Source organism: Rhodococcus sp. ARC_M12, assembly GCF_022810385.1.
Lineage (GTDB): Bacteria > Actinomycetota > Actinomycetes > Mycobacteriales > Mycobacteriaceae > Rhodococcoides > Rhodococcoides navarretei.
In genome coordinates this window covers 185,398-207,466 of the sequence record NZ_JALGQI010000001.1, presented here as the reverse complement: position 1 = coordinate 207,466, position 22,069 = coordinate 185,398, and the positions used below count along the sequence as shown (strand labels likewise).

16 protein-coding genes are annotated in these 22,069 nt (G+C 65.5%); 10 read left to right on the top strand and 6 right to left on the bottom strand.

Annotated elements, in window-relative coordinates; all coding sequences use genetic code 11:
• Positions 1 to 11: 11 nt before the first annotated feature.
• The gene (locus MTX35_RS00895) at positions 12 to 2,486 is read left to right on the top strand and encodes a bifunctional (p)ppGpp synthetase/guanosine-3',5'-bis(diphosphate) 3'-pyrophosphohydrolase (RefSeq protein ID WP_243593159.1); all 2,475 of its coding nucleotides are present in this window, start codon (positions 12 to 14) and stop codon (positions 2,484 to 2,486) included.
• Positions 2,487 to 2,553: 67 nt separating this feature from the next.
• Here the strand turns inward: MTX35_RS00895 and MTX35_RS00890 are convergent, their stop codons facing one another.
• Together MTX35_RS00890 and MTX35_RS00885 are read right to left on the bottom strand one after the other, a co-directional pair.
• A complete protein-coding gene (locus MTX35_RS00890) occupies positions 2,554 to 3,348 on the bottom strand; it encodes a peptidylprolyl isomerase (RefSeq protein ID WP_243593158.1) in 795 nt (264 codons plus the stop codon).
• A complete protein-coding gene (locus MTX35_RS00885; RefSeq protein ID WP_243593157.1) occupies positions 3,345 to 4,208 on the bottom strand; it encodes a peptidylprolyl isomerase in 864 nt (287 codons plus the stop codon). The genes MTX35_RS00890 and MTX35_RS00885 overlap by 4 nt, the downstream gene beginning before the upstream one ends.
• A 191-nt stretch (positions 4,209 to 4,399) precedes the next feature.
• On the opposite strand from MTX35_RS00885, the gene MTX35_RS00880 reads away from it, so the two are divergent.
• The 3 genes from MTX35_RS00880 to MTX35_RS00870 are packed head-to-tail and all read left to right on the top strand — an operon-like array spanning position 4,400 to position 7,009.
• Positions 4,400 to 5,092 (top strand): MBL fold metallo-hydrolase, encoded by a 693-nt coding sequence (locus MTX35_RS00880; protein ID WP_243593156.1) that lies wholly within the window; start codon positions 4,400 to 4,402, stop codon positions 5,090 to 5,092.
• Between the two features lie 2 nt (positions 5,093 to 5,094).
• Positions 5,095 to 6,366, top strand: coding sequence for a histidine--tRNA ligase (hisS, locus tag MTX35_RS00875; RefSeq protein WP_243593155.1), 1,272 nt, complete (start codon positions 5,095 to 5,097; stop codon positions 6,364 to 6,366).
• Positions 6,356 to 7,009: a hypothetical protein gene (locus tag MTX35_RS00870; RefSeq protein ID WP_243593154.1), complete on the top strand. Its 654-nt coding sequence runs from the start codon at positions 6,356 to 6,358 to the stop codon at positions 7,007 to 7,009. Before hisS ends, MTX35_RS00870 begins: the two co-directional genes overlap by 11 nt.
• 7 nt (positions 7,010 to 7,016) lie before the next feature.
• On the opposite strand, the gene MTX35_RS00865 is transcribed toward MTX35_RS00870, so the two are convergent.
• On the bottom strand, positions 7,017 to 7,487 hold the full coding sequence (locus MTX35_RS00865; protein WP_243593153.1) for a DUF3237 domain-containing protein: 471 nt from the start codon (positions 7,485 to 7,487) through the stop codon (positions 7,017 to 7,019).
• Between the two features lie 124 nt (positions 7,488 to 7,611).
• Here MTX35_RS00865 and MTX35_RS00860 point away from each other — a divergent pair, with 124 nt between their 5' ends.
• Entirely contained in the window at positions 7,612 to 8,640 is a 1,029-nt protein-coding gene (locus MTX35_RS00860) for an Rv2578c family radical SAM protein (RefSeq protein WP_243593152.1), read from the top strand.
• Between the two features lie 11 nt (positions 8,641 to 8,651).
• On the opposite strand, the gene MTX35_RS00855 is transcribed toward MTX35_RS00860, so the two are convergent.
• A complete protein-coding gene (locus MTX35_RS00855; protein WP_243593151.1) occupies positions 8,652 to 9,575 on the bottom strand; it encodes a neutral zinc metallopeptidase in 924 nt (307 codons plus the stop codon).
• A gap of 169 nt (positions 9,576 to 9,744) precedes the next feature.
• On the opposite strand from MTX35_RS00855, the gene aspS reads away from it, so the two are divergent.
• On the top strand, positions 9,745 to 11,529 hold the full coding sequence (gene aspS, locus MTX35_RS00850; protein ID WP_243593150.1) for an aspartate--tRNA ligase: 1,785 nt from the start codon (positions 9,745 to 9,747) through the stop codon (positions 11,527 to 11,529).
• Positions 11,530 to 11,596: 67 nt separating this feature from the next.
• Here aspS and MTX35_RS00845 read toward each other — a convergent pair whose 3' ends face one another.
• Together MTX35_RS00845 and MTX35_RS00840 are read right to left on the bottom strand one after the other, a co-directional pair.
• On the bottom strand, positions 11,597 to 12,706 hold the full coding sequence (locus MTX35_RS00845; RefSeq protein WP_243593149.1) for a hypothetical protein: 1,110 nt from the start codon (positions 12,704 to 12,706) through the stop codon (positions 11,597 to 11,599).
• 125 nt (positions 12,707 to 12,831) lie between these two features.
• On the bottom strand, positions 12,832 to 13,452 hold the full coding sequence (locus MTX35_RS00840) for an RDD family protein (protein WP_243593148.1): 621 nt from the start codon (positions 13,450 to 13,452) through the stop codon (positions 12,832 to 12,834).
• Between the two features lie 206 nt (positions 13,453 to 13,658).
• On the opposite strand from MTX35_RS00840, the gene MTX35_RS00835 reads away from it, so the two are divergent.
• From MTX35_RS00835 to MTX35_RS00820, 4 genes are all read left to right on the top strand, one after another.
• Positions 13,659 to 17,048: a DUF2126 domain-containing protein gene (locus tag MTX35_RS00835; protein WP_243593147.1), complete on the top strand. Its 3,390-nt coding sequence runs from the start codon at positions 13,659 to 13,661 to the stop codon at positions 17,046 to 17,048.
• A 127-nt stretch (positions 17,049 to 17,175) separates the two neighbouring features.
• Positions 17,176 to 19,839 (top strand): circularly permuted type 2 ATP-grasp protein, encoded by a 2,664-nt coding sequence (locus MTX35_RS00830; RefSeq protein ID WP_243593146.1) that lies wholly within the window; start codon positions 17,176 to 17,178, stop codon positions 19,837 to 19,839.
• A complete protein-coding gene (locus MTX35_RS00825) occupies positions 19,839 to 20,738 on the top strand; it encodes a transglutaminase family protein (RefSeq protein WP_243593145.1) in 900 nt (299 codons plus the stop codon). The genes MTX35_RS00830 and MTX35_RS00825 overlap by 1 nt, the downstream gene beginning before the upstream one ends.
• 155 nt (positions 20,739 to 20,893) lie before the next feature.
• The gene (locus MTX35_RS00820; RefSeq protein WP_243593144.1) at positions 20,894 to 22,063 is read left to right on the top strand and encodes a kinase; all 1,170 of its coding nucleotides are present in this window, start codon (positions 20,894 to 20,896) and stop codon (positions 22,061 to 22,063) included.
• The last annotated feature ends 6 nt before the right edge of the window (positions 22,064 to 22,069 follow it).

The window sequence follows — 22,069 nt, the reverse complement described above, 5'->3', positions numbered from 1 at the left end:
AGGTGATGAGAGTGACCCGCTACATCGATCAGCCCATGCCGGATCGGCCCGCCGCCCCCGAGCGGCCCGCAGTTGTCGATCCGACCGCAGTTACCGATCGGACCGGTGTCGACGTCGTCACGACCGACGAAGGCTCCGCTGATTCCCGCGCGGCCGTCGAACCTCCGGTTTCTCAGGACCCGGCGTCGACCGATTCGCAGGCTCCGTCGGGAACACGCAATTCGGCACCCGTGCCCACGTCGGCATCGCGGCGGGTCCGAGCCCGTCTGGCGCGCCGCATCACCGCCGGCCGCAGCGCAGCAGTGAAGCCGGTGCTCGAGCCATTGGTCAGCCTGCACCGCGAGCTCTATCCCAAAGCCGACCTGACGCTGCTGCAGCGGGCCTACGACGTCGCGGACGAACTGCACGCCTCGCAGATGCGCAAGTCCGGCGACCCGTACATCACGCATCCGCTCGCCGTGGCCAACATTCTGGCCGAGCTGGGGATGGACACGACCACTCTGGTCGCGGCACTCCTGCACGACACCGTCGAGGACACGGGGTATTCGCTCGCGAAGTTGACCGAGGAGTTCGGCGACGAGGTGTCTCATCTGGTGGATGGGGTGACCAAACTCGACAAGGTGGTACTCGGTACTGCAGCCGAGGGCGAGACCATCCGCAAGATGATCATTGCGATGGCCCGAGACCCACGGGTACTGGTCATCAAGGTCGCCGACCGGCTGCACAACATGCGCACGATGCGCTTCCTGCCCCCGGAGAAGCAGGCGCGCAAGGCCAAGGAAACACTGGAAGTCATTGCGCCGCTTGCTCATCGGCTCGGCATGGCGACGGTCAAGTGGGAACTCGAAGACCTCGCGTTCGCCATACTCCATCCCAAGAAGTACGACGAGATCGTGCGTCTGGTCGCCGATCGTGCACCGTCCCGAGACACCTACCTCGAGAAGGTGCGGGCCGAGATCAATGCGACCCTTTCCGCGTCGCGTATCAGCGCGGTCGTCGAGGGTCGCCCGAAGCACTACTGGTCGATCTACCAGAAGATGATCGTCAAGGGACGCGACTTCGACGACATTCACGACCTCGTAGGTGTCCGCATTCTGTGCGACGAGGTTCGCGACTGCTACGCCGCTGTGGGCGTGGTGCATTCGCTGTGGCAGCCGATGGCGGGCCGCTTCAAGGACTACATCGCGCAGCCTCGCTACGGCGTCTACCAGTCGCTGCACACGACGGTGATCGGACCCGAGGGCAAGCCCCTCGAGGTGCAGATTCGTACGCGGGACATGCACCGCACAGCCGAATTCGGCATCGCTGCGCACTGGCGGTACAAAGAGACCAAGGGCAAGCATTCGCAGGACAACGCCGAGGTCGACGACATGGCGTGGATGCGCCAGCTGCTCGACTGGCAACGGGAAGCCGCCGATCCGGGGGAGTTCCTCGAATCGCTGCGCTACGACCTTGCGGTCAAGGAGATCTTCGTCTTCACTCCCAAGGGGGACGTCGTCACCCTGCCTGCCGGATCGTGTCCGGTCGACTTCGCCTACGCGGTGCACACCGAGGTGGGGCATCGCTGCATCGGCGCTCGGGTCAACGGCAGACTCGTCGCACTGGAGCGCACGCTCGACAACGGTGAAGTGGTCGAGGTATTCACCTCGAAAGCTGCGACCGCTGGCCCGAGTCGGGACTGGCAGGGTTTCGTCGCCTCACCTCGAGCCAAGACCAAGATTCGCCAGTGGTTTGCCAAGGAGCGCCGCGAAGAAGCTCTGGAGGCAGGCAAGGACGGCATCGCCAAGGAGGTTCGGCGAGGCGGACTTCCGTTGCAGCGCTTGATGAATGCCGAGTCCATGTCGGCGATCGCGCACGAGCTGCGGTACGTCGACGTCTCCGCCCTGTACACCGCGGTCGGAGAGAACCACGTGTCCGCCCGCCACGTGGTGCAGCGGCTGGTCGCTCATCTCGGTGGCGTCGGCGATGTCGAGGAAGAGCTCGCGGAGCGGTCGACACCGTCGACCATCCCGACCCGACCCCGCCAGGTCGGTGACGCAGGAGTTCTGGTCACCGGTGCGGAAGGCGTCGTGGCCAAGCTGGCGAAATGCTGTACTCCGGTGCCGGGAGACGAGATCCTCGGATTCGTCACCCGTGGTGGATCGGTCAGCGTGCACCGCACCGACTGCACGAACGCTCGCTCGCTCGAAGAGCAGTCCGAGCGGTTCATCGAGGTTCAGTGGGCACCGTCGGCGTCGTCGGTGTTCCTGGTCGCGATACAGATCGAGGCACTGGACCGTCACCGGCTCCTCTCCGACGTCACCAAGGCACTCGCCGACGAGAAGGTCAACATTCTCTCGGCGTCCGTGGCCACCTCGGGGGATCGGGTTGCGATCAGCAAGTTCACGTTCGAGATGGGCGATCCCAAGCATCTCGGGCATGTGCTGAACGTGGTACGCAATGTCGAGGGCGTGTACGACGTCTATCGGCTGACATCGGCCGCCTGAGCGGCCCCGACAACGACCAGAGGGTGAGCAGAGAAACTCTGCTCACCCTCTCGTCGGTCGAATCGAGCTACACCGTTGCCGATTCCACGATCACCGGATTTGCCGGCGCGCCGTCCTCCGAACCACCGGTGACCCCGCCCGCCGCGATCGCGTCGAGGGTTTGCAGTCCGGCGTCCGAGATGGTTCCGAACACCGTGTACTGGGGCGGCAGCACCGAATCGGCGTACACCAGGAAGAACTGGCTGCCATTGGTGTCCGGGCCGGCATTGGCCATGGCGAGCGTTCCGCGGGGGTAGACCACCGGATTCTGGGCCTGCGCCGGATCATCGGCGTACGCCGTGGTGGGGTACTCGTTGGCGAACGTGTATCCCGGTCCACCGCGACCGGAGCCGGACGGATCGCCGCACTGCAGAACCTCCAGGCCCGGTGAGGTCGTCAATCGGTGGCAGGGAGAGCCGTCGAAATACCCCTGTTGGACGAGGCCGACGACGCTGTTCACCGTGCACGGTGCCTGGGTCCGGTCGAGCGAGATGGCGATCGGACCTTGATTGGTGGACAACGTCACATCGACGATTCCGTACACGTCGATGTTCTCGGCCGCAGGAGCGTCGACTTCCTTGGCGGCCGGAGACTCCTCCGGATATGCGCAGGACACCGTATCGGTCGTCGGCTGCGGCACGGGCGGCAAGGTGCCGAAGCGGGACAGGTCGAGCGCAGGCCGCGGCGTGGGGGCCGCGGTCGTGGTCGTCGATGCCGACGTCGTGGTGGCCGGCACCGCGGCAGGCTCGGCCGAACCGGAACAACCTGCCAGCACCAGCGCAGTGGCAGACACAGCGATGGTCAGGGCGGAGGTCCGGTTCACAGGTCGCTCAGCATGGTCGTGATGTCGACCGGTTCGGCGGGGGCTCCATCCGATACGCCGCCCTCCACACCCTTGGCTGCGATGGCGTCGAGGGTGGCGAGTCCGGTCTCGTCGATGGTGCCGAACGCGGTGTAAGCGGGCGGCAGTTCGGAATCGCCGTAGACGAGGAAGAACTGGCTGCCGTTGGTACCCGGGCCGGCGTTGGCCATGGCCAACGTTCCGCGTGGGTAGGCGATCGGGGACTGGGCAGCTGGGTCGCCCTCGGCGAACGTATCGGTGGGGAATTCGTCGGCGAACTGGTACCCCGGCCCACCGGAGCCGGTGCCCGTGGGATCGCCACATTGGAGAACCTGCAGGCCCGCACCCGTGGTGAGGCGGTGGCAGGTGGTGACGTCGAAGTAGCCCTGGTTGGCGAGCGAGACGAAGCTGTTGACCGTGCACGGAGACTCGGGGTTGTTCAGCGTCAACCCGATATTGCCCGCGGTGGTTTCCATGCTGTAGCTCAGCGGCTCGTCGCTGGTGGGCACGTTGTCGGTGCGCGGGGGAGTGTTCTCCTTGGCCGCCGGCTGTGTCGCGGCGGGATAGGAGCAGTTCACGGTCTCGGGCAAGGGCTCGGTGCGTCCCGCTGCGATGAGGGAATCGGCGGGCGCCGACGTGGTCGATTCCTGCGCGGTACTCGCGTCGTCGTCACCTCGGGTCACCACGAACACGACCGAGACGACGGCCACGACCGCGACGACGCCGAGAATGGAACCGGCGATCGTCAATTGCTTACGACGTCGCGCTCGCTCGGCGCGGCGTACGAGTTGGCGTTCGAGCTTTCGTTTGGCAGCCTCGCGCCGTTGCTCGTTGCTGGGCAATTCGTGTTCCTCCCGCTTGTCGAAAAGCGACCTCGCCCGCTCGCTGCACGGACCGATCGTGTGGTATCCGGCCGAGAATCGGCCAACGCGAGTTTGCCATCACCGCCTGAGAGCATGCTGGGGGGACCCGCCGGGAGCGCCCCTACTAAGCTTGCTCGGTACTTCGGCCTCAGCCTTTAGGAGCGTTTGTCTTGCTCGTCACCGGATTCCCCGCAGGCATGTTTCAGACGAACTGTTACATCCTGGCCCAGGACGACGCGTCCGACTGTGTCGTCGTCGATCCCGGTCAGGACGCAGCGGATCCGCTCATCGACTTTCTGACGCAGTCCTCGCTCACCCCCACCGCAGTTCTGCTCACGCACGGACATCTTGACCACACGTGGTCGGTGGAGCCGATCTGCGCAAAATACGGCATTCCGGCGTACATCGCACCCGAGGACCGCTACATGCTGGCCGATCCGGTCAAGGGAACGGGCCCGACGTTGGCCGCCGTGCTCGGCGACCTCGAGTTCCACGAACCGGCCGAGGTGATCGAGTTCACCGACGGCCAACGGCTCGAACTCGCCGGAATCGAGATCACGGTGGTGCACACTCCCGGGCACACCCAGGGATCGGTGGTGTTCCTCGCCCACGCCGACGGGCCCGACGGCTCGGTTCCGCTGGCACTGACCGGTGACACCCTCTTCGCTGGATCGATCGGGCGCACCGATCTGCCCGGCGGTGATCACGAGCAACTGCTGCGGTCCATCGCTACTCGGCTGCTACCTCTGAGCGACGACACTGTTGTGCTCCCGGGGCACGGCGGACAGAGTTCGATCGGCCAGGAGCGCGGGACCAACCCGTTCCTCGTTGGACTCACCGACCCCGAGCAAGGAAGGCTGTGAGCGTGAGCAAGCCGACCGCATTTTCCGCGCCCAAGGGCATTCCCGATTACTTCCCACCCAACTCGGCCGAGTTCGTCGCCGTACGCGAAGGGCTGCTCGACGCGGCCCGCAACGCCGGCTACGGCCATATCGAACTGCCGATCTTCGAGGACACGGGCCTGTTCGCCCGCGGGGTCGGGGAGTCGACCGATGTGGTGAGCAAGGAGATGTACACCTTCTCCGATCGTGGAGACCGGTCGGTGACGTTGCGACCCGAAGGCACGGCGGGCGTCATGCGCGCGGTGATCGAGCACGGATTGGATAGGGGAGCGCTGCCGGTCAAGCTGGCCTACGCCGGGCCGTTCTTCCGCTACGAGCGCCCGCAGGCCGGCCGGTACCGGCAGCTTCAGCAGGTGGGAGTCGAGGCGATCGGCGTCGACGACCCGGCGTTGGACGCCGAGGTGATCGCCGTGGCCGACGCCGGTTTCCGGGCACTCGGGCTCACCGGGTTCCGGCTCGAGATCACCTCGCTCGGTGACGACACGTGCCGCCCGCAGTACCGAGAGCTGTTGCAGCAGTTCCTCTTCGCGCTTCCCCTCGACGAGGACACCCGTCGGCGTGCCGAGATCAACCCGCTGCGGGTCCTCGACGACAAGCGGCCGGAAGTGCGCGCGATGACCGCTGATGCGCCGCTGATGCTCGATCACCTCTCCGTTTCGGCGAAGGAGCACTTCGACGAGGTGCTGGCATACCTGGACGTGATGAATGTGCCGTACCTGGTCAACCCGCGGATGGTGCGCGGGCTGGACTACTACACCAAGACGACGTTCGAATTCGTGCACGACGGGCTCGGCGCGCAATCGGGCATCGGCGGCGGTGGACGCTACGACGGATTGATGGAACAGCTCGGCGGGCAGGCGCTCTCGGGAATCGGGTTCGGCCTCGGCGTCGATCGCACCGTGTTGGCGCTCGCCGCCGAAGGCAAGACCGCGGGCGCGACGGCACGGTGCCAGGTCTTCGGCGTTCCGATGGGTGCCGGTGCCAAGCTGGCGATCGTCGACATCGCGGCTCAGCTGCGCGAACGCGGAATAGCCGTGGACATGGCCTACGGAAATCGCGGAATCAAGGGTGCCATGAAGGCCGCCGACCGATCCGGAGCGCGGTTCGCGTTGGTGCTCGGTGATCAGGAACTGGCTGCGGAATCGGTGCTGATGAAAGACCTTTCGAACGGCGAGCAGGACACCGTTCCGATGGCCGACGTGGTCGACGCCCTCGGAGCGCGCCTTGGCCGGTGACCCTCGGCCCGGTGACTCTCGGTCCAACGCGGGGCCGGTAGCGCTCGACCTTGTCTCGATGGAGTTCCTGGCACCGCGCCTGCGCAAGATCATGGTCGGGTCGGCTGCGATCGGGATCGTTCTCGCCGTCGTCATGGCGCTGTTCGTACCGGTGTGGGTTGCGGTTCTCGTCGGGGTCATCGTCGGCGGACCCGGTGCACTGTCGGGGTGGCTGGGTCTGCGCCGACGAGTGTGGCTCGACGGCCCGCAACTCTGTGCCCGAGGGATGCGCACGCGCCGGCTGAAGATGCCGGAGGTGGTGACGGCCGAACTGACGATTCGGACGGCCGGAATCGATCAGATCTCGCTGCGGCTCTACGACGGACGAACACACATCGTCGTTCCACTTGCCCTCTACACAAGGGATGGTGGCCGCGAACTGCCGATTCTCGCGCTACGCACCCTCGCCGACTCGCTGTGGACCACCGAGTTGGTGCCCGCCGCGGCGATCGCATCGGTGCTGGTGGATCAGCTGCGCGCCGAGGCACGCGATGCCGGACTCGACCAACGGCCGCTGTATCGGGCTGTCGAACTCGTCCGTAGTAAAGGACGAACTCCGCAGGCGACGCTGACCGACCGTGAGGTCGCCCAGCTCCTCGACTGAGCCGCGGTCAGGTGACCAGAAATGCGTCGAGCACGACGGCCTCGGCCGAGCGGGAGCCGGACGTGACGACGAGTGCGCGGTTGAGATAGGTGAACTTCGGCACCGCGGTCGACACGCGCAGGGTGCCGCGGAAGTAGTACGTGGCGGGATCCACTTCACGCTCGGGATCGTTCAGAGCGTCGATGACCTCGGCCGGGCCGAACTGAACTCCGCGGTAGTCGAGCGAAAGGTAACCGCCGGTTGCCAGTTCGAGAACGAGGTCGCTACTGAATTCGGTGCATCCGTCGGACCGCGTCACGCTGACGACGGTCGACCCGGCTGCGAGGGTTCCCTCGATGTCGGGACCGGGAGCTGCACCGCCGAGCACTGTGGTGACCACCCGCTCGCCCTCGGGCACCGAGCCGATGCCGAGCGCCGGTCCGAGTGTGAGGCCGAGACGCAGAATGGGTTCGAGGGTCGGTGTGTTCGGGGCGGTCACGGCGCTGCACTCCTAGGATCGACTGGGGGCCTACGCTATCGCGTTCCGACGGCCTCACCCGAGCTGGGATCGTATGGGGTGAGTCGGCCTTGACACGACATAGAACAAATGTTCGACTGTGTGCATGCGATGGGCCGGTCAGACTCTCGACGCCGCGGACGACGGGGCGTTACCGGGGCTGGAGCGGTCGGGGCTGGTCCGCAGCGTACAGACGCCCGAGTTCGAGGGCATCACCTTCCACGAGGTGCTGTGCAAAAGTGCCTTGAACGAGGTTCCGGGCGAGTCGCAGGTTCCGTTCTCGTGGACCGTCAACCCGATGCGGGGGTGCTCGCATGCGTGTCGATACTGCTTCGCGCGCCCGACGCACGAATATCTGGATCTGGACTCCGGCAACGATTTCGATTCGCAGATTGTCGTCAAGACGAATGTCGCGGCAGTGTTACGTAAGGAGCTTGCGCGTCGTTCGTGGAAGCGGGAGCCGGTGGCGCTCGGCACCAACACCGACCCCTATCAGCGCGCCGAGGGTCGATATCGGTTGATGCCCGGCATCATTCGCGCATTGACCGAATCCGGGACGCCGTTCTCGATTCTCACCAAGGGCACACTGCTGCGGCGCGATCTACCGTTGCTGACATTGGCCGCGCAGCAGGTGGACGTGCATGTGAGCATCAGCCTCGCGATTCATGACGCCGACCTGCAGAAGCAGCTAGAGCCCGGAACACCGAGTCCGCGAGCGAGATTGGATCTCGTTCGAGCTGTCCGCGACGCGGGCCTCGAGTGCGGCGTTCTGGTGGCACCGGTCATCCCGTTTCTCACCGACGGGGCCAAGCAACTGGACGGCCTCATCGGTGCCCTGGCCGAGGCCGGTGCGACCACCGTGACGGCGCTGCCGATGCATCTGCGTTCGAGCACCAAGGACTGGTACATGAGTTGGCTGGTGAAAGAACACCCTGCGTTGGTACGTAGATATCGACAGCTCTACGGGCACGGCGCGTACGTGACACCGGAATACAAGCAGTGGCTGAAAGCGAGAATCGACCCGTTGCTCGACACCTACGGGTTCGCCGCAGAGCAGACCCGCTCGCTGCCCGCGAACGAGCCCGCCGAACCCCGAGAACTGGTGACCTCGGGTCCGGCTCTCACCTTGTTCTGACCGGTATCGGTTCAGGGATTGTCGAGGTCGCGTGCCGAGAACGTGTCGCAGGCCGCCACCTGTCCGGTCTCGTAGCCCGCGGTGAACCAGGCCTGTCGCTGCGCAGACGAGCCGTGCGTCCAGCCCTCCGGGTTGACGCTGCCCGTGGATGCCTGCTGAATGCGATCGTCGCCCACCGACGACGCCGCCGACAGGGCGTCGTCGATGTCGGTCGCGGTCAGCGGCTCGAGGAACGGAACCCCGGTGTCCGGATCGATCGTGTCGGCTGCGTAATGCGCCCAGATTCCCGCGTAGCAGTCGGCCTGCAGCTCCACCTTGACGCCACCGGACTCGGGTCCCTGCGGATCGGCCTGCGCGCGGCCGATGTCACCCAGCTGGTTCTGCAGGTGGTGGCCGAACTCGTGCGCTACTACGTACTCCTGCGCCAATGGGCCGCTGCTGGAGCCGAACTGGTCGACGAGAACCTGGAAGAAGCTCGTGTCGAAATACGCGGTGGAATCGGCCGGGCAGTAGAAGGGCCCGACGGCGCTGGTGGCGTTGCCGCAGCCGGTGTTCGTTGCTCCCGAGAACAACCGCACTTCAGGCTGAACGTAGGCGACGCCGGTCTGCGCTTGCAGCTGAGCTTCCCAGACGGTGTCCAGACTCGACACCGTGAATCCGATACGGCAGTCGATCTGGCTGTTCGCCTCCGCCTCGGTCTCGCAGCCCTCGAGGGTCCCCGAGGTGCCGGAGTCGACCTGCCCTGCAGAGCTGTCGCCGCCACTGATCTGATTGAGAATCGAGCCGGGATCTCCGCCGAAGAGCAGTGCGATGACGATGATGATCAGGCCGCCTGCACCACCGCCGATGGCCAGTTTGCCACCGCGTCCGCCGCCCCCGCTGCCGCCGACGGAGACTCGGCCCCGCTCCATCCGCGAACCTTCTCTGAAGGTCATGCCCGAGTTCCTCTCCGCCGAGCTCCCACCTGTGGCGAGAACGCACATCGCTGTTGTCGGCCATAGCTTCGCATGCCGCGTCGCGATCTCGTTTCCTTCTACGGTCATGTGCTCCGTAGGATCGGTGAGCGAAGAACACGATCAGCGGATTTTTCTCGAAAGGACACCCGTGCTGCGCACCCACCTCGCCGGCTCATTACGCCCCGAGCACGTCGACCGAACCGTGACGCTGACGGGATGGGTGGCCCGTCGACGCGATCACGGCGGCGTCATCTTCATCGATCTGCGGGACGCGTCCGGTGTGTCCCAGGTCGTCTTCCGCGAGGGCGCTGCTCTCGAGCAGGCTCATCGCCTGCGCGCTGAATACGTCGTGAAGGTGACCGGCAAGGTCGAGGGGCGCCCCGAGGGCAACGCCAACTACGAGATTCCGACCGGTGCGATCGAGGTCGAGGCCTCCGAGATCGAGGTCCTGTCCGAGGCCGCGCCCCTGCCGTTCCAGCTCGACGACCAGCCGGGCGAGGAAGCGCGTCTGAAGTACCGCTACCTCGATCTTCGTCGCGAGGGCCCGGGGCAGGCCATTCGCCTGCGCTCGCACGTCAACGCGGCCGCCCGGTCGGTGCTCGCGCACCACGAATTCGTCGAGGTCGAGACTCCGACCCTGACGCGATCCACCCCCGAGGGAGCCCGCGACTTCCTGGTACCGGCCAGGTTGCAGCCCGGTAGCTTCTACGCTCTGCCGCAGAGCCCGCAGCTGTTCAAGCAGCTGCTGATGGTCGGCGGTATCGAGCGCTACTACCAGATTGCCCGGTGCTACCGAGACGAGGATTTCCGCGCCGACCGTCAGCCGGAGTTCACCCAGCTCGACGTCGAGATGAGCTTCGTCACCCAGGACGACGTCATCCTGCTGGCCGAGGAGATTCTGGCGTCGCTGTGGAAGCTCGTCGGCCACCACTTCACGGCGCCGATCCCACGGATCACCTACGCCGAGGCGATGCGTCGCTACGGTTCCGACAAGCCCGATCTCCGCTTCGACATCGAATTGGTCGAATGCACGGACTTCTTCTCCGAGACCACGTTCCGTGTGTTCCAGGCCCCGTACGTCGGTGCGGTCGTGATGCCCGGTGGTGCATCGCAGCCCCGCAAGCAGTTGGACCGGTGGCAGGAGTTCGCCAAGCAGCGCGGCCACAAGGGTCTCGCGTACGTTCTCGTCGGTGAGGACGGCACGTTGGGTGGCCCGGTTGCCAAGAACCTGACCGACGCCGAGCGCGACGGCCTCGCCGCCCACGTCGGTGCGAACAACGGCGATGCGATCTTCTTCTCCGCGGGCCCGATCAAGGCATCACGTGGATTGCTCGGTGCCGTGCGCGGCGAGATCGCCCGCAAGCTCGACCTGATCGACCCGAAGGCTTGGGCGTTCGTGTGGGTCGTCGACGCTCCGCTGTTCGAGCCCACGTCCGACGCCACGGCCAGTGGTGACGTAGCCGTCGGATCCGGAGCGTGGACTGCAGTGCACCATGCCTTCACATCGCCGAAGCCGGAGTCGATGGAAACCTTCGACACCGACCCCGGATCTGCTCTGGCCTACGCCTACGACATCGTCTGCAATGGCAACGAGATCGGCGGCGGCAGTATTCGTATCCACCGCAAGGACATTCAGGAACGGGTCTTCGCGATCATGGGTATCGGCAAGGAAGAAGCTCAGGAGAAGTTCGGCTTCCTCCTCGACGCCTTCTCCTACGGCGCACCGCCGCACGGCGGCATCGCGTTCGGCTGGGATCGCATCACTGCGCTGCTCGCCGGAGTCGATTCCATCCGTGAGGTCATCGCGTTCCCCAAGTCCGGCGGTGGAATCGACCCGTTGACCGACGCGCCCGCACCGATCACGCCGCAGCAGCGTAAGGAATCGGGCGTCGACTTCAAGCCGGAGAAGAAGGAAGAACCGGCCGAGGCCTGAGCAGGTTCGAAAGCGAATGTCCCCGTAACGCTGTGCGTAACGGGGACATTCGCTTGTTCGGAGCAGATCAGCGCGCGGGGGACAGCGGCCCACCGGTGAGCACGCGGTAGGCGTAGTTGGTGGCGATCACCGAGATCGGGATGGTGACGAGCAGACCGAGTCCGCACAGCAGAACACCGACGATGTTGATTGCGGCCAACAGAAGCAGAAGCAGCAACATCGGGCCGAAATTCTTCACCGTGAGGTCGACACTGGACTTGATGGATTCGATCGCCGTCTGGTTGCGATCGATCAGGAACGTCAGCGCGAAGTTGGCCAGGAAGCCGATCACGATCAGAAGGACCGTTCCGAGGAACGGGACGAAACTCAACACCACGCTGACGACGGTCCAGATCAACGCCAGGACGGCGATCTGCCCGACATTGGTGAGTTGAAAGAACCTACCGAACGATGGCTTCTGCGGAGCGCCGGTCTCGTCCAGTGCTCCTCGAACGTAGGCGGCGTTGACGAAATACGATGCGAACGTGGCGATGGCCGTCATGACGATGGCCACCCCGGATGTCGTGGTCGTGAACGTCGTGTCACCGCTGTCGGCTGCCACCATTGCTGCGGTGAACGTCGACGCGAAGATCAGGACGAGACCGATGACGCTGACCGCCCACACGATGGCCGTGATGCCGACCCACGGGCCTGCGTTGGCCTTGAATTTGTCGAAGCTGTAGCTCAGCGCTGCACCGACGTCGAGACGTCCGGGATTGTGCCCGAGTGGCACGTGCCCGTAGCCCTGGTTGCCGTAGTTACCGTAGTTGCCGGGCGGCGGCGGGTACGCCCCGGGAGGCGGTGGATAGCCGCCGGGTGCGCCGCCCTGCTGTGGGTAGTTACCGGGCGGGGGTGGGTAGCCACCAGGTGGTGGGTAACCACCGGAAGGTGGATAGCCGCCCTGCGGTGGGTAGTTGCCCTGTGGTGGATAGCCGCCCTGCGGTGGGTAGTTGCCCTGTGGTGGATAGTTCCCGCCGGGAGGCGGGTAGCTACCGGGTGGCGGGTAATTTCCGGGCGGGGGTGGGTAATGACCACCCGAGGGTGGCGAGGTGTTCGCCGGGGGAGTGTTCGGCGTCTCGGGGCGGTCGGGATCGGATCCCTCGCCGGGCCGCGGTCCGTCGTTCGGATTGTCGCTCACGTCGTTCTCCTGGTCTGTCGTCGGGAGCAGTGTGGGTACTTCAGGGCGCCGAGGCCATGGAACACCCGAACGCAGACGAGCGGGCCTCCTGAATTCAGGAGGTCCGCTCGTGCGTGGACGGGGTGTTACGAGACGCTGATGACCTGGGTTCCGCCGGCGAGCTCGTCGTGCTTGCCCTGCTTGGTGGGGCTCGAATTGATGGTCACGGCAATGCCGATGTACGCCACGATGAGCAGGACGGTGCCGAGCAGCGGCACGATGTTCAGCAGCAGGAAGGCGTTGCGCTTGGCCGCCTCGGCCTGAGTGGGCAGTCCGCCTCCTGCGCCGACGGTGCGCAGGCCGAGAGCCTGCTTACCGAATGTCTGGCCGCGGGAGGACTCGAGCAGCGTGAAGTAGGCGAACCCGAGGAGCGCGGACGCGAGACCGAACAAGAATGACCCGATGAACCCGCTCGGGAGAATCACGTACAGGATGACCTGGACGACCGCCAGAATCAGTCCGTCCACGAAGCGCGCCGCGAAACGAGACCCGAGGCTGCCGGGCTGCGCGCCGCCGGGCAGCTGCGAGCCCATTCCGAACGCTGCGTTACCGCCGACCGGCGGTGGTGGATAGTTGCCAGGGGGTGGATAGCTACCGGGTGGTGGGTAGTTGCCGGGCGGCGGGTATCCGGAGGCTGGATCGGTGGGGTACTGGGGTTGGTTCGGATCGGAGCCGTACTGCGGTCCGTTGGGTGGATTGTCGCTCACGAGATTCCCTTTGGTTGCAAAGTGTGGCGTGCGTCGAACGAAGACTCGATTCCCGCTGAGCGAACCGCAGCACGAAGTGCGTGTCAAGCACTACACACGTCATCGGGGTGCACGTTTCGGACACGATTCCTCGCCGAGCGCACCGGGCCCCGTCCTACTAGGGTTGGGTGTTCTACCCATACCGGGACTATCACGAGGGGCTCGCCGTGGGCATCAAGGTTGCACTCGAACACCGCACCAGTTACCAATTCGACCGCACCGTCAAGATCTTTCCGCACGAAATTCGCTTGCGGCCTGCACCGCACTCGCGTACGCCCATCGAGGCGTACTCGCTGAAGATCGAACCGGCGGAGCATTTCGTCAACTGGCAGCAGGACGTGTTCGGGAACTTCCTCGCTCGGGTCGTCTTCCCCGAGCGCACCGACCACCTGTCGATCACCGTGGGACTCGTCGCGGACATGGCGTCGATCAACCCCCTCGACTTCTTCGTCGAGGAATGGGCCGAGCACTTCGGTTTCGCCTACGAAGACCACGACCTGCCCGATCTGGAGCCGTACCTGCGCCCGGTGGACGAGGGCAAGGCCGGAACCGGACCGGGTCCGGTGGTGTCGGCATGGGTGGAGAAACTTCAGGCCGCCGTCGTCGAACGCGGAGAGTTGTTGCGCACCATCGACTTTCTCGTGATGGCAAACCAGGCCGTCATGGGGGACGTCGGGTACTCCGTGCGGATGGAACCCGGAGTGCAGACCCCTGACCTGACTCTGACGTCCGCCGTCGGGTCGTGCCGCGATTCGGCGTGGTTGCTGGTGTCGGTACTGCGTCAGATGGGTCTGGCAGCACGCTTCGTCTCGGGTTACCTGGTCCAGTTGTCCTCGGACGTCAAGTCGCTCGACGGCCCCTCCGGACCGATGGAGGACTTCACCGATCTCCACGCGTGGACCGAGGTCTATCTACCGGGCGCGGGCTGGGTCGGGATGGATCCGACCTCGGGGCTGTTCGCCGGCGAAGGCCACATCCCACTGTCGGCGACGCCGCATCCGTCGACCGCCGCCGCCATCTCCGGTGCGACGAGCAAGTGCAAGGCAGAACTCGACTTCTCCAACACCGTCGTCCGCGTGCACGAGGATCCGCGAACGACGTTGCCGTACACGGCAGGGCAGTGGGAGTCGATCGAGGCCACGGCCGAGAAGATCGACCAGCGCATGCTCGATCAGGACATTCGGTTGACGGTCGGCGGTGAGCCGACGTTCGTTGCCATCGAGAATCAGGAAGCGCCCGAGTGGAACACCACTGCCGATGGACCGCACAAGCGCGAGCGGGCAAGTGTTCTCGCCGAGAAGCTTCGAACCATCTACGCGCCGGACGGGCTGGTGCAGCGCAGCCAGGGCAAGTGGTACCCCGGTGAGCCGCTACCGCGGTGGCAGGTGGGATTGTTCTGGCGGACCGACGGCCAGGCCCTGTGGCACGATTCCGATCTGATCGCAGATCCCTGGTTGGCGGAGGACCTTCGCCCGGAGCCGGTGGGCAACTCGGCGTCGCAACAACTGATCGACCGATTGGTCGAGGGCTTGGGTCTGCCTGCCTCGCAAGCGCGTCCGGCCTACGAGGACCCGCTCGTCAAGCTGTTGGATCTGGTGCGCCAGCCTTACGGTGACCCACCGGCCGACGCCGACGATCTCGAACCTGGAGCAGATTCCGCGGACGCGAGAAAACTTCTCCTCGAACGGCTCGACGCCAGTACCGACGAGCCGGCGGCATTCGTGTTACCGATCTCGCGTACCGAGGACGGTGCCGGCTGGGAGAGCTCGGACTGGAAGTTGCGACGCGGTCGAATAGTGTTGTTGGAGGGCGATTCTCCCGCGGGCCTACGGTTGCCGCTTCGGGCGATCTCTTGGGACGGCGGGCCGGTCGAGAATCCGGCCGACCCCACCGCGCCCAAACCCCCACTACCCACTCCGCAATTGACGCAGCAACCGCCGCGTGCGGTGAATCCGGCCGAGTCGCGATACGCGCAGTTGGTGAACGAGACGTCCGGGGTCGGCGGCACCGCCGTCACGGCCCTGGTTGCCGAAGTCCGCGACGGCGTCCTGCACGTGTTCATGCCGCCGATGGATCGATTGGACGATTTCGTCGACCTCGTCTCGCGCGTCGAGCAGGCGGCGTCGAGCATCGATACACCTGTCGTCATCGAGGGCTACGGTCCGCCGTCGGACCCTCGAATCCAGACACTGACCGTCACACCGGACCCAGGTGTGATCGAGGTCAATGTTCAACCGACGTCTTCGTGGGCCGAACAGAACGAGTTGATGGAGCGTCTGTACCTGGAGGCTCGCAGGTCCCGGTTGAGTACGGAGGGATTCGACAACGACGGCACGACGCGGGGAACGGGTGGCGGCAACCACATCACTCTCGGTGGCGTGACGCCGGTGGATTCGCCGGTGCTGCGTCGACCCGACCTGCTGGTGTCGTTGCTGACGCATTGGCAACGGCACCCGTCGTTGTCGTATCTGTTCTCGGGCCGATTCATCGGAACAACGTCGCAGGCTCCACGCGCCGACGAGGGGCGAGAGGAATCGCTCTACGAACTCGAAGTGGCGTTCAGCGAGATCGAGCGACTCACCGGGGCCGACCGATCGGCATCGCCCTGGGTCGTCGACAGAGCGCTGCGGCACTTGCTCACCGACATCACCGGCAACACGCACCGGGCCGAGTTCTGCATCGACAAGCTCTACAGCCCTGACTCCACCCGCGGCCGATTGGGACTGCTCGAGCTGCGCGGATTCGAGATGCCGCCGCATCATCAGATGGCCATGGTGCAGTCGCTGCTCGTGCGATCGATGGTCTCGCGGTTCTGGGACACCCCGTTGAAGGCACCTCTCATCCGGCACGGTGCCAACCTGCACGGTCGCTACATGCTTCCGCACTTCGTCATCAACGACATCGGCCGCGTTGTCGAGGACCTGCGCGAGCACGGAATCGACTTCGACACCAGTTGGCTCGACCCGTTCACCGAGTTCAGATTTCCCAGGATCGGGACCACGGTGGTCGGTGACGCCGAGATCGAACTGCGCGGCGCAATCGAACCCTGGAACACCCTCGGCGAGGAATCGACGTCCTCGGGCACCGCACGGTACGTGGACTCGTCGGTGGAGAGGATTCAGGTTCAGGTGGCCGGAGCCGATGCCGGTCGCTACATGGTGACGTGCAACGGGGTGCCGGTGCCGATGTTGCGCACCGAGCGGCAGGACGTTCAGGTGGCCGGTGTGCGCTACCGCGCCTGGCAACCGCCGAGCGCTCTGCATCCGACGATCGAGGTGCAGAGTCCACTGCGTTTCGATCTGGTGGAAATGCAGACCGGACGTGCGGTCGGTGGGTGCTCGTATCACGTCGTGCACCCGGGAGGGCGCTCGTACGAGGGGCCCCCGGTCAATTCGGTGGAAGCCGAGGCACGCCGCAACGGCCGCTTCGAGGAGGGCGGGTTCACCTCGGGGAAGGTGGACGTAGCAAGATTGCTCGAGATGCACGCTCGCCAGGCGATCGATGTGTCCGCGCCCGGCATGCTCGACCTGCGCCGGACCGGAGTCATCACGTCCTGACGCGCGACTGCACAGGAGAACGAGTCGACCGGTAGCGATCTCGGTCCGACGCCTATCGGATGGTTCCGTTGACAGCGGAACGTTCGGCGGCGGAGCGATATCGACCGACGGAAGGAACAACGGCTCGATGGTGCCCGTGGATACCACCCTGAGTGGAGCCGGCAGGAACGACGATGTCTCGAGTGGAGCCGGGTCGCCGTGGCTCGCGTATCGCGGTCGGCGCGAGGCCGTGACCGGTCGCGGCGATCGGTTCGACGAGATGCTCGACGCCGACGACGCCGTCCGTCCGCATTGGGCGGAGTTGGTCGACGGTATGCGGGAGGCCGGTCCGGGGGCGATGCAGACTCTGCAGTCCCGTGTCAGTCGCCTGGTCGACGATCATGGCATCACATACAACCCGATTCCGTCGGGTGGCAGCGAGGCGTTGCCCAGTGCTGTTCGGTGGGGGTTGGACAGTGTTCCGTTGCTCGTCGCGGCCGACGAGTGGGATCGTCTGGAAGCCGGTGTGGTCCAGCGGTCGATGTTGCTCGATGCCGTGCTCACCGACATCTACGGTGCCCAGGAAACCATTCGTCGCGGATTGATCCCGCCGGAGTTGGTCTTCGGCAACCCGGGTTATCTGCGGACGGCGCACGCGATCACCATTCCCGGGCCGCATCAGTTGTTCATGCATGCCGCCGATGTCGCCCGCGAGTCCGACGGCCAGTTCCGAGTGATCGCCGACCGTACGCAGGCACCGTCCGGTGTGGGCTACGCGCTGGCAGACCGGCGAGTGATGTCACGCGCCATGCCGGAGTTGTTCCAGGCGAGTAATCCAAGGCCGCTCTCGACGTTCGCTCGCGCGGTGCGGTTGGCGCTTCGCGATGCCGCGCCCGCGTCGGCCGAGAATCCGGTCGTGGTGGTGCTCAGTCCCGGTTCGCACTCCGAAACGGCCTTCGATCAGTCCTATCTCGCAACGGTTCTCGGTTTTCCTCTCGTGGAGAATGCCGATCTCGTGGTTCGTGACGGCTGCTTGTGGATGCGGTCGCTCGGCACGCTGCGCCGGGTGGATGTGGTGCTACGCCGCGTCGACGCCGAGTTCGCCGACCCACTCGATCTGCGTCCGGATTCGCATCTGGGTGTCGTCGGTTTGGTCGAGGTGCTGCGGCGCGGGGCTGTGAGCGTTGTCAACACTCTGGGTAGTGGCGTGCTGGAGAACCCGGCTCTGCTTCCGTTGCTGCCGGCGTTGACCCGGGCCCTGCTGGACGAGGATCTGATCCTCGGTTCGGTCCACACGTACTGGGGCGGCGACCCGATTCAGCTCTCGCACATGAAGAATCGGCTGCGTTCGTTGGTGCTGCGGTCGACCACCTCGCGCCGCACGGTGGTGGGGCACGATCTCACCGACGTCGCAGCCAGGGAGCTGTGGGATCGAATCGCCGCCGAGCCGTGGAAGTGGACCGGCCAGGAGGTTCCCGAGTTCTCGTTGGCTCCGGTCGGGTCGTCGATCGCAGGCGGGACAGGGGCACAGTTGTCGGTTGCCCCGGCGCAGGTGGGGATGCGGCTGTTCACGGTTGCACAGCGGGGCGGGTACACGCCGATGCGCGGCGGTCTGGGGCAGGTGGTGCTCACCGCACCGGTCACCGATCCGCTCATCACGGTGGCGTCGAAGGACGTCTGGGTCAAGTCGGTGGAGCGCGTCACCCCGGCGGACTCGGCGCCGCACACACCGCCCGCCACGGTGGAGGAGCTGCCGCATTACGCCGCGTCGAATATCGATGTCGTCAGTTCCCCGCGCGTGCTCGGCGACCTGTTCTGGTTCGGCCGCTACAGCGAACGTGCCGAGGACATGACTCGATTGTTGATCGCGGCGCGCGAACGCAATCAGGACTACCGCTCGATGCCATGGCTCGAAGGCAGCGAGAGTCTGCCGATTCTTCTGGAAGCGGTCACGAAGGTCTCGCGCACGTGGCCGGGATTCCTCGACGAGAAGAACCGCGACGATGCGACCGTCGAGATGCGCTCACTGATGCTCTCGACGGCGCGGATGGGTTCGCTGGCGCAATCGGTCGACCGGATGCAGCAAGCTGCCCGTGCGGTACGCGACCAGCTCTCGAACGACACCTGGGCGGTATTGAACCGCATCGACACCGCGCTGGAGGAGCTGGCGGAATCACCGATTCACAACGGTGCCCAGCTGGCGTCGTCGCAGTCGAGTGTGCTGCGGGGTCTGCTCGCACTGGCCGGTTTGGCGTCGGAATCGATGGTGCGAGACGCGGGCTGGTACTTGATGGACGCCGGTAAGCGGATCGAGCGCGGTCTGCAGCTGACAGCGCTGCTCTCGGCAACGCTCAGTCACGCTCTCACGCCGTCCACCGAGCAGGCGGTCATCGATTCGGTGTTGTCCGCCGCCGAGTCCTCGGTGATCTACCGCAGGCGCAACAGCGGGCGTGCGCGCCCGGCGGCCGTGGCGCAGCTGTTGTTGTTCGACGAGGGCAACCCCCGCGCCTTGGTCTACCAGCTCGATCGGCTTCGGGACGACCTCGGTTCGTTGCCCGATGCCTCGGGTACCTCGCGGCCGGAGCAACTCGTCGAACAGATGCGGGTGCGGCTTCGCAGGGTCGACCCGGGCGACCTGGAATCGGTCGACGCGAACGGCCGACGGGTGGAGATGCTCGAGCTGGTGGACGGCATCCACGATTCGCTCGAGGAGCTCTCTCGCGTGGTTCTCGCGACGCACATGTCGTTGCCCGGTGGCACGCAGCCGCTGTGGGGCAGCTCGAACGTCCGAACTGCGAACGGAGTGCGGTGATGAGTCGTCGCTATCGAATCAAGCACATCACCACCTACACGTATTCCGATCGCGTGACCTCGTCCTACGGGCGGGGATTTCTCGCGCCGCGCGACATGGACGGGCAGCACTGTGTGGAGAAGTCGGTCACCGTGGAGCCTGCACCCACCGATCAATCGTTCGGCGTGGACGTCTACGGCAACGAGGACGTGTACTTCCACGTGACGCACGACCACGAGAAGTTGGTGGTCACGGCAGATTCGCTCGTAGAGGTGTATCCGCGTCCGGTGGACGAGACTACGTCGTGGCCGGCGACCGAGTCCTGGGAGTCCGCTCGGATGGCGATGTTCGATTCGAGCCTGCCTGCGGACCCGGCTCGCGCGTCGGCTGTGGAGTTCGCCCTGGATCTGCCGACTCCGGAGATCACCGACGAGGTGCGCGCCTACGCGGCGCCCAGCTTCTGGCCCGGTCGTCCCCTCGCGGACGTCGTCGTCGATCTGACGCATCGGATCTTCACCGATTTTCGGTACCTCTCCGGATCGACGACGGTCTCGACCACCGTGGTCGACGTGCTCGCCGCCCGATCGGGAGTGTGTCAGGACTTCGCGCGCCTGGCCATCGCCTGCTTGCGGTCCCAGGGTCTGGCGGCGCGGTACGTGTCGGGATATCTGGCAACGGAACCTCCGCCGGGCAAGGAGCGGATGATCGGGGTCGACGCGACCCACGCCTGGGCTGCGGTGTGGATGCCCAACGATCGGTGGCTCGCCTTCGATCCAACCAACGACCAGCTGGTCGACGAGCGGTACGCGACCGTGGCATGGGGGCGCGACTACGCGGACGTACCACCCCTGCGAGGGGTGATCTACACCGAAGCGGAGGAAAGCACCATCGCCGTGTCGGTGGACGTTGCACCGCAGTAGCGAACCCGGCATACTTCTGTGGCTCGGGGGTAACCGACCACCTGGTCGAATCTGGGGATGTGGACCGAAGAATGCCGCAAAACGGTCAATCGTGTCTCATTCGTAGTCACCGACACAGCACAGCAGAACGCACCGAACGGGTAGCTTGGACATCGATGACCGCAACACTTGCAGACCCTGTATCAGAGGTAGTAGCAGCAGCTCAGCGACTCCTCACCAGACGCACCGGAGCTCCGGTGACGTTGATCGACCCCGTGAATCTGGGGGGTAGCGGCCAAGCCGTCGTGTTGCGAGTCCGAGTCTCCGAGAACCCGTTTCAGTTGCCCCGCACCCTGGTGATCAAGCAGGTTCGTGAGCTACCCGCCGAATCCGAACTGCACGCCGAACTCGCCGACATCTCAGGCTCCAGCGCCTTCCTGCGTGAGGCAGCGTCGTACCAATTCGCCAACGCTCTGGCCACCGACAGCAGGCCCGGACCCGAGTTGCACGCCTACGATCTCGACGCGCGGCTGCTCGTGCTCAGTGATCTCGGCGACGCCAGTCCGATCACCACTCTGCTGCGCAACTCGGACGAGGCCGCGGTCACCAATTCGTTGATGGCCATGGCGCAGGCGCTGGGCCGCATGCACGCCGCCACCGTCGGCCGCGAGGACGACTTCGCCGCTCTGTTGCGCCGGGTGGGGCAGCCCGACTCCACCGACGGGATCTCCGCCCAGATACCCGACGCGCTGGCCGAGGTCCCTGGCCTGCTCACCGATCACCTGGGCGTCGGAACGACCCCGGATGCCATTCTCGATCGCGTGTCCCGCAGTGGACGGTTGTTCGCGCACGGAGCGTTCCGTGCGTTCAGCCCGTCCGATCTGTGCCCCGACAACATCATCGTCAACGACGAGGGCGTGCGATTCCTCGACTACGAGTGGGGCGGTTTCCGCGACGCCACCCTCGACATCACCTACGCGTTGGCGTCGTTCCCCGGTTGCCTCTGCAGCTTCGAGCTCTCGCACGACCGCGAACAGGCGATGATCGATGCGTGGCGTTCGGAAGTGGTGGGCATCTGGCCCGCGTTGGGGGACGACACCACGCTGGCGAGCAAGATTCTCGATGCGCGTCTGATCTGGGTATGGCTGAGCACCTACTGGTTCCTGCCCGACGACCACACCCGTATCGCGGCGGCGCGGGCGCACCACCTGTCGGTTCCGAGGTCGCAGGCGCTGATCTCTCGGTGGTCGGTGCTGGCCGACAGTGCTGCGCGCGGGGGCGAGACCGGAATCGCCGAGTACGCGGCGTCGGTCGTGACTGCTCTGCGCAGCAAGTGGGAACACTGAGACCGA

Bases quoted from the DNA above. Each gene is read 5' to 3' on its own strand.
- MTX35_RS00860 (WP_243593152.1), top strand. From the start codon at position 7,612: ATGCGATGGGCCGGTCAGACTCTCGACGCCGCGGACGACGGGGCGTTA.
- MTX35_RS00855 (WP_243593151.1), bottom strand. From the start codon at position 9,575: ATGACCTTCAGAGAAGGTTCGCGGATGGAGCGGGGCCGAGTCTCCGTC.
- MTX35_RS00830 (WP_243593146.1), top strand. From the start codon at position 17,176: ATGGTGCCCGTGGATACCACCCTGAGTGGAGCCGGCAGGAACGACGAT.
- MTX35_RS00825 (WP_243593145.1), top strand. From the start codon at position 19,839: ATGAGTCGTCGCTATCGAATCAAGCACATCACCACCTACACGTATTCC.
- MTX35_RS00820 (WP_243593144.1), top strand. From the start codon at position 20,894: ATGACCGCAACACTTGCAGACCCTGTATCAGAGGTAGTAGCAGCAGCT.